This is a genomic window from Psychroserpens mesophilus, assembly GCF_050617655.1.
Classification (GTDB): domain Bacteria; phylum Bacteroidota; class Bacteroidia; order Flavobacteriales; family Flavobacteriaceae; genus Psychroserpens; species Psychroserpens mesophilus_A.
Window position 1 is genome coordinate 1 of the sequence record NZ_JBODQC010000172.1, and the last position, 270, is coordinate 270.

The 270-nt window shown below is 55.9% G+C and carries 1 protein-coding gene; it reads right to left on the reverse strand.

Annotation, left to right across the window (positions count from 1 at the left end):
* A partial coding sequence (locus ACRHNM_RS16820) for a HisA/HisF-related TIM barrel protein (RefSeq protein WP_431137767.1) occupies positions 1–108 on the reverse strand: 108 nt, incomplete at its 3' end.
* Between the last annotated feature and the right edge of the window lie 162 nt (positions 109–270).

The window sequence follows — 270 nt, forward strand, 5'->3', positions numbered from 1 at the left end:
GGCCAGGTCCACCGGATCGCCGGCGTCGCGCAGGCCCACAAAATTGACCCCCTTAACCGTTCGGCCGTCTTTGATATCCAGGCAGGGAATGATTCTTTTGGCCAGCATCCTCAGGAATTTTTGGTTGTCAGGTCCAGCCCGTCGTAAAATCCGAGTTGCTGCCCGGTACCAGCCTTGACGATAAAGGCAATCTGCCCGGTATGATAGCTCAGGTGTTCAACGGCGTGGATCACCAGGCCCATCCCGCTGAATGTAAACCCCTGGACATTT